Raw genomic sequence first — 6,457 nt, forward strand, 5'->3', positions numbered from 1 at the left:
TGTCGGTGGTGCTGGCGTCGGTCGTGGCGGCGTCGGCGAGGGTCACTGGCAGGCCTCGCACGACTCGGGGTTCTCCAGCGAGCAGGCCAGCGCGTCGGCGTCGAGGGCCACGGACGCGAGAGCGACTGGCGCGACGGGTGCGACGGCGCTGACGGTGGCCTGCTGGATCCGCGTCGCGGGCCGCGAGCGCAGGTAGTAGGTGGTCTTCAGCCCGGCCTTCCAGGCGTAGAGGTACATCGAGGAGAGCTTGCCGATGGTCGGCGCGGCCAGGAACAGGTTCAGCGACTGGGACTGGTCGATGAACGGGGCGCGGGCTGCGGCCAGGTCGATCAGCGCCCGCTGCGGCAGCTCCCACGCGGTGCGGAACAGTTCCCGTACGCCGACCGGCAACTCGGCGATGTCCTGCACCGACCCCTCCGCCCGCTTGATCGCCGAACGGATCCGCTCGGTCCACAGACCGCGGGCCTTCAGCTCGCGTACCAGAGCGGTGTTGACCTGGAGGAACTCCCCCGACAGGGTCTCGCGCTTGAACAGGTTGGACACCTGCGGCTCGATGCACTCGTAGCACCCGGCGACCGAGGCGATGGTGGCGGTCGGCGCGACCGCCACCAGCAGCGAGTTGCGCAGCCCGTACGCCTCGACCCGCTCGCGCAGCGCGTCCCACCGCGCGGTCTGCGTACCCTCGACACCCCACAGGTCGGGCTGGAGCTGGCCTCGCGCGGCCCGGGTCTGCGGGTACGCCGGATGGGCGCCGAAGTCGCGCGCCAGGTCGGCGGAGGTCTCCAGCGCGGTCAGGTACAGCTCCTCGCTGATCCGGGTGGACAGCTCGCGGGCGGCCGGCGAGTCGAACGGCAGCCGCAGCGCGAAGAAGGCGTCCTGAAGGCCCATCAGCCCGAGCCCGACGGGCCGCCAGCGGGGGTTGCTCGCCGCCGCCTGCGCGGTCGGGTAGTAGTTGATGTCGATGACCCGGTCGAGGAAGGTCACAGCGGTCCGCACCGTGGCGCGCAGCCGCTCCCAGTCGATGCCGTCGGCGGTGAGGTGGGCGGCGAGGTTCACCGAGCCGAGGTTGCACACGGCCGTCTCGGCGTCACTGGACACCTCGACGATCTCGGTGCAGAGGTTGGACAGGTGCACCACGTTGCCCGGCTCGGCGGTCTGGTTGCAGAGCCGGTTCGACGCGTCCTTGAAGGTCATCCAGCCGTTGCCGGTCTGGGCGAGGGTCCGCATCATCTTCCCGTACAGCTCCCGGGCCGGGACCTGCCGCACGTAGCGGCCCTGCGCCTCGGCCTGCCGGTACGCGGCGTCGAACCGCTCCCCCCACAGGTCGGGCAGCTCGGGCACCTCCTGCGGGTCGAACAGCGACCACAGCTCGTCGGCCTCGACCCGGCGCATGAACTCGTCCGGCACCCAGTTGGCCAGGTTCAGGTTGTGGGTGCGGCGGGCGTCCTCGCCGGTGTTGTCCCGCAGTTGCAGGAACTCCTCGATGTCCGGGTGCCACGGCTCCAGGTAGACGCAGGCAGCGCCCTTGCGTCGGCCACCCTGGTTGACCGCGGCGACGCTCGCGTCCAGCGTGCGCAGCCACGGCACGATCCCGTTGGACTGCCCGTTCGTGCCCCGGATCAGCGCGCCCCGGGAGCGGACCCGGGAGTACGCGATGCCGATGCCCCCGGCGAACTTGGACAGGTTGGCGACCTGGGCGTACCGGGCGTAGATCGAGTCCAGCTCGTCGAGCGGAGAGTCGACCAGGTAGCAGGAGGACATCTGGGTGTGCCGGGTGCCGGAGTTGAACAAGGTCGGTGAGCTGGGCAGGTAGGCCAGGCTGGACATCAGCCGGTAGAAGTCCACCGCCTCGTCCGCCGTCCGGGACAGGCCGCAGGCCACCCGCAGCAGCCAGTACTGCGGGGTCTCCAGCACCAGTCGGCTGGTGGGGTGGCGCAACAGGTAGCGGTCGCACACAGTGCGCAGGCCGAAATACTCGAACCGGCGGTCGCCGTCCGGGTCGATGGCGTGGTCGAGCGTCGCGGCGTGTGTGGCGACGAACGCGGCGGTGTCGTCACCGATGAGGCCCTCGGCGTGGCCGACCCGGATCGCCGCGCTGAACGAGGTGATGCCCTGTCGCCGCACCTCCTTGTCGACGTAGCCGGCCAGCAGCCGCGCGGCCAGACGCGAGTACTGCGGCTCCTCACCGATCATCTCGGCGGCGGTCTGGATGGACAGCCGGTCGAGTTCGGCAGTGGTCGCGCCGTCGTAGAGGCCGCTGATGGTGCGGGTGGCCACCCGCAACGGGTCGACGTCGGTCAGGTCGTCGGCCCACCGCTCGACCGCCCGGACGATCTTGTTCACGTCCACGGGTTCGGTGCCGCCGTCACGCTTGCGGACCTGCATCGGCGTCCGCCGCACTGTCGCGTCGCCGCTGGCCGGGACTACCTCGGTGACTGTCACCACTCGCTCCTCGGAGTTCGAGACCTGGTGGCCCGGACGCGAGGAGACAGACACCGACGGACGCCACGCCGGCCCCGGCGTGGGTCAGGTGGCGTCAGCCGTCCCACGCGGCCTCGGACCGCCGCCCACCCGGGTGCGGGTACGCGGCGCGCTGGCAGGTCTTCGGACTCGCGGGCACGACCGGGCTCGCCGGTCTCCTACTGGCCGTCGCTTCCCAGGCCGATGGTGGCCCAGTGCTGATGACGGCTGTCGTTCCCACTCACCGCTGCGGGACAGTCCCGGATTTCCACCGGGTTCCCTGTTGCCTCGAACCGCACCGGATGAGCGGCCGAACCAGCTGCGTTCGACACCATATATAGGGACGCAGCCGTTGTCACACCCCACATGTCGGTCTCGGGCGTGTCGACGGCGATGCGGTGACCATCGTCACCAACCCCCGGGAGCACACTGCGGCCGACCGATGCCGGGCACCGGAGACGAGGCTCTGCGCACGGGTGTCGACATTCGACAAAGATTTGACGTATCGAGGCCACAGCACTGGAGACCAGGCCCATACGTCGTCGTCGATACCTCGCGACGGGCCGGAACATCCAATCTCCAGGGTCCGCCGCGCGCGTCACCTTCGCCCGCCAACCGGCATGATCGGAGTCAAGGCGGCGCGACCCGAGAGGGCAAACATCATATGTCTGCACGCCCGAGGTGATCGACAACGTTGACGTGCCGGAGCGGCCCTCCGTATACTCCCAGTGATCATCTGATCTTTAGCCTAGCCGGGCGAGGAGCGCATGCCGCAGATCACTGCCGTCACCGTCGAAGACGTCCGCTTCCCCACCTCCCTGACCGCTGACGGGTCAGACGCCATGAACAAGGACGGCGACTACTCGGCGGCCTACGTCGTCCTGCACACCGACGGCGTCGACGGCGTGGGCGCGCCACTCGCGGGGCACGGCCTGACCTTCACCATCGGCCGAGGCAACGACATCGTCGCGGCGGCGGCAGTCCACCAGGCACAGCTCCTCGTGGGCCAGGACGTGGCAACGATGGCAGCGGACATGGGCGCGGTCTACCGCCTGCTCACCTCCGACTCGCAACTGCGGTGGCTCGGCCCCGAGAAGGGCGTCGTCCACCTGTCCCTCGCCGCCGTGTTGAACGCGTCGTGGGACCTGGTCGCCCGGGTCGCCGACAAACCGCTGTGGCGGCTGCTCGTCGACATGACCCCCGAGCAACTCGTCGACATCGCGGACCTGCGCTACCTGTCCGACGCGCTGACCCGCGACGAGGCACTGGCCATCCTGCGGGCCAAGGAGAGCACGAAGGCCGCCCGCCTCGCCGAACTCGACCGGACCGGCTACCCCGCCTACACCACATCGGCGGGCTGGCTCGGCTACGGCGACGACAAGCTGCGCCGACTGTGCCAGGAGGCGGTCGACACCGGCTACGGCTACGTCAAGCTCAAGGTGGGCGCCAACCTCGACGACGACATCCGCCGATGCGCCATCGCACGGGAGATCCTCGGCCCGGATCGCAACCTGATGATCGACGCCAACCAGGTGTGGGACGTCGGTCAGGCCATCGAGTGGGTCACCGCCCTCGCCCGCTTCACGCCACTGTGGATCGAGGAGCCGACCAGCCCTGACGACATCCTGGGCCACGCGGCCGTCCGCCGCGCCGTCGCTCCGATCGGCGTCGCCACCGGCGAACACTGCCACAACCGGGTGATGTTCAAGCAGCTCTTCCAGGCCGAGGCCATCGACTTCTGCCAGCTCGACACCGGCAGGTTGGCCAGCATCAACGAGATCGTCGCCGTGCTGCTGCTCGCCGCGAAGTTCAACGTCCCGGTGTGCCCGCACGCGGGCGGTGTCGGGCTGTGCGAGATGGTCCAACACGTGTCGGTGCTCGACTACGTCGCGATCTCGGGGGACCTCACCAACCGGGTCACCGAGTTCGTCGACCACCTGCACGAGCACTTCACCGATCCCTGCATCATCCGCGACACCGGTTCCGGCAGCGGATACGTCCTGCCCAGCCAGCCCGGCTACTCCACCCGGATGCGTCAGGAGTCGGTGGCGCTCTACCGTTTCCCCGACGGCCACTACTGGGCGGCGACAGACCCGACTACCGTGTCATCTCCGGAGGCGGCGTACGTGATCGCGGGTGGGAAGGCCACCCCCGCCGGCCGCTAGGGGGATCATGTCTCGCACCGACGAAGTGGTCAACGGCATCAAACGGATGATCCTCGAAGGGCAGTTCCGGCCCGGGGACCGGTTGCCCATCGAGAAGGACCTCGCCGAGCAGCTCGGCGTCTCGCGAGGTTCCCTGCGCGAGGGGATGTCGGCCCTGTCGATCCTGGGGATCGTCAACATCCGTCAGGGCGACGGCACCTACGTCACCAACCTCGACGCGCCACAGCTGCTGGCCCCGATGAATTTCGTGGTCGACTTCCAGGGCCAGGGCGACCCCCGGCACATCCACACCGTCCGCCGGCTGCTGGAGTGCGAGGCCGCCTGCCTGGCGGCGACCAGGATCACCGACGAGGCCCTGGCCCAGGCGGGTGACCTGCTCGACGAGGCGGCCCGGCTGGTCGGCCAGTCACCGCCGGACCACGAGCGGATCATGGAAATCGACATCGCCTTTCACCGGATCATCGCGGTGCACGCCGAGAATCCGGTGCTTGTCGGTCTGATCGAAGCCTTCGCCGGGCGCACCATCCGTGGCCGGCTCTGGCGGAGTCTGCACGAGGAGGGCGCGGACCTGCGCACCCATGACGAGCACGTGGCGATCCTGAAGGCCCTCGTGGCACGCGACCCGGAACGGGCGCGCACCCGGATGGCCAACCACCTGATCGGTGTGGAGGAGTCGTTGCAGGGGTTACCCGACGACGCTGACGCCAGCATCGAGACGGCCCGGTCGTGACCGACCCTCACGGTTGTACGTCGAGCAGCCCCACGTCGTACAACGCCGTCCAGAGCTGCTCCGGGACGTCGACACCGGATCGTTGGAGGGTCTCGGTCACCTGGACGTCGTCGCGCATGCCGACAACGGTCGAGACCACTGCCGGGTGACGACGGACGAACGCCAACGCCGCCTGGGGCAGCGTGACGCCGTACGTCTGACAGACCCGCGCTATCCGGCGGGCATGGTCGATCACCTCCGCCTGCGCCTGCTGGTAGTCGTAGACGGCGTCGGTCGGCGGCATGTCCCGGGCCAGCAGCCCGGAGTTGTAGACACCGGCGACCACCACACCGACGTGGCGGGCCTGCGCGGCGGGCAGCAGGTCGGTCAGCGCGCCCTGTTCCAACAGGGTGTACCGGCCGGCGCACATCACCACGTCCACGTCGGTCTCCGCCACGAAGCGGGCCAGCATCGCCGACTGGTTCATTCCCGCCCCGACGGCGCCGATCACGCCCTGCTCCCGCAACTCCACCAGGGCCGGGATCGCCTCGTTGGCGGCCTGCTGCCAGTGCTCGTCGGGGTCATGCAGATACACCACGTCGATCCGGTCCAGGCCGGTGCGCCGAAGGCTCGCCTCCAGCGAACGGCGGACGCCGTCGCGGCTGAAGTCCCAGACCCGGCGGTGATCGGCGGGAACGTCGAACCCCTCCGGATCCCGCTGGTGCGCCGTCTCCGGTGACGGCACGAGCAGCCGGCCGACCTTCGTCGACACCACGTACTCGGCGCGGGGGCGGGAGCGCAGGGCCGCGCCCAGGCGTCGTTCGGACAGGCCCAGCCCGTAGTGCGGTGCGGTGTCGAAGTATCGGATGCCGCCTGCCCACGCGGTGTCCACGGCGGCGGCGAACTGCTCGTCGGACGTCGCCCGGTAGAGATTGCCGCCCTGGGAGGCGCCGAAGCCCAGTGGGCTCAGCCGCAGCAGCGGTGCAGCGCCGCCGCGGCTCGTCGGACCCGCGGGACCGCGGGCGCCTCCCTGGACGGCGGCCCTCACCGCTCGTCCCGACCCACGCTGGTGCTGCCGGTCATCGAGGCCACCACCGACGATCTGGTCGCCGCGATGACCGGC

The 6,457-nt window shown here is 69.9% G+C and carries 4 protein-coding genes and 1 riboswitch; of the genes, 2 read left to right on the forward strand and 2 right to left on the reverse strand.

Annotated elements, in window-relative coordinates:
* Window positions 1-42 precede the first annotated feature (42 nt).
* The gene (locus AB0B48_RS15620; RefSeq protein ID WP_357201424.1) at window positions 43-2,385 is read right to left on the reverse strand and encodes a ribonucleoside-diphosphate reductase subunit alpha; all 2,343 of its coding nucleotides are present in this window, start codon (window positions 2,383-2,385) and stop codon (window positions 43-45) included.
* A 192-nt stretch (window positions 2,386-2,577) separates the two neighbouring features.
* Window positions 2,578-2,795, reverse strand: a riboswitch (cobalamin riboswitch).
* Window positions 2,796-3,227: 432 nt separating this feature from the next.
* Between AB0B48_RS15620 and AB0B48_RS15625 the strand changes: the two genes are divergently transcribed.
* Window positions 3,228-4,625 carry an enolase C-terminal domain-like protein gene (locus tag AB0B48_RS15625; protein ID WP_355010111.1) on the forward strand — a complete coding sequence of 466 codons (1,398 nt, stop codon included), beginning with the start codon at window positions 3,228-3,230 and terminating at the stop codon, window positions 4,623-4,625.
* Window positions 4,626-4,632: 7 nt separating this feature from the next.
* Window positions 4,633-5,355, forward strand: coding sequence for a FadR/GntR family transcriptional regulator (locus AB0B48_RS15630; RefSeq protein WP_357201415.1), 723 nt, complete (start codon window positions 4,633-4,635; stop codon window positions 5,353-5,355).
* Window positions 5,356-5,362: 7 nt separating this feature from the next.
* Here the strand turns inward: AB0B48_RS15630 and AB0B48_RS15635 are convergent, their stop codons facing one another.
* Entirely contained in the window at window positions 5,363-6,382 is a 1,020-nt protein-coding gene (locus AB0B48_RS15635; protein ID WP_357201427.1) for an aldo/keto reductase, read from the reverse strand.
* Between the last annotated feature and the right edge of the window lie 75 nt (window positions 6,383-6,457).

It is taken from the genome of Micromonospora sp. NPDC049089, assembly GCF_040648775.1.
GTDB lineage: Bacteria > Actinomycetota > Actinomycetes > Mycobacteriales > Micromonosporaceae > Micromonospora.

Excerpts from the sequence above, each read along its gene's own strand:
- AB0B48_RS15625 (WP_355010111.1), top strand. The coding sequence starts at position 3,228 with ATGCCGCAGATCACTGCCGTCACCGTCGAAGACGTCCGCTTCCCCACC.
- AB0B48_RS15620 (WP_357201424.1), bottom strand. The coding sequence starts at position 2,385 with ATGCAGGTCCGCAAGCGTGACGGCGGCACCGAACCCGTGGACGTGAAC.
- AB0B48_RS15630 (WP_357201415.1), top strand. The coding sequence starts at position 4,633 with ATGTCTCGCACCGACGAAGTGGTCAACGGCATCAAACGGATGATCCTC.